At 76.7% G+C, this 300-nt stretch carries 1 protein-coding gene; it reads right to left on the bottom strand.

Annotation, left to right across the window (positions count from 1 at the left end; translation table 11 throughout):
* Positions 1 to 300: oxidoreductase (locus BIV01_RS02070; protein WP_441294369.1), on the bottom strand; the 300-nt coding region annotated here is incomplete at both ends.

The following is a 300-nucleotide window of genomic DNA, read 5'->3' as shown; positions in this document are numbered from 1 at the left end:
GTCGCGCAGGAACTCGCGGCCGACGAACACGACGTCCGCCCGGCCCTCGGCGACGACCGCCTCGGCCTGGTCGGCGGTGGTGACCAGCCCCACCGCGCCGACCGGTGCACCGGTGGCGGCCCGCAGCCGTTCCGCGTGCCCGACCTGGTAGCCCGGGAACACCGGGATCTCGGCGTCCGGGACCATCCCGCCGGTGGACACGTCGAACAGGTCCGCGCCGGCGGCCACCGCCCAGGAGGCCGTGGTCGCCGTGTCCTGCTCGGTCCAGCCCCCGGGGACCCAGTCGGTCGCCGAGAAGCG

Origin of the sequence: Curtobacterium sp. MCBA15_013, from assembly GCF_001865095.1 — a bacterium.
Lineage (GTDB): Bacteria > Actinomycetota > Actinomycetes > Actinomycetales > Microbacteriaceae > Curtobacterium.
This window is presented reverse-complemented; position numbering and strand designations above follow the sequence as displayed.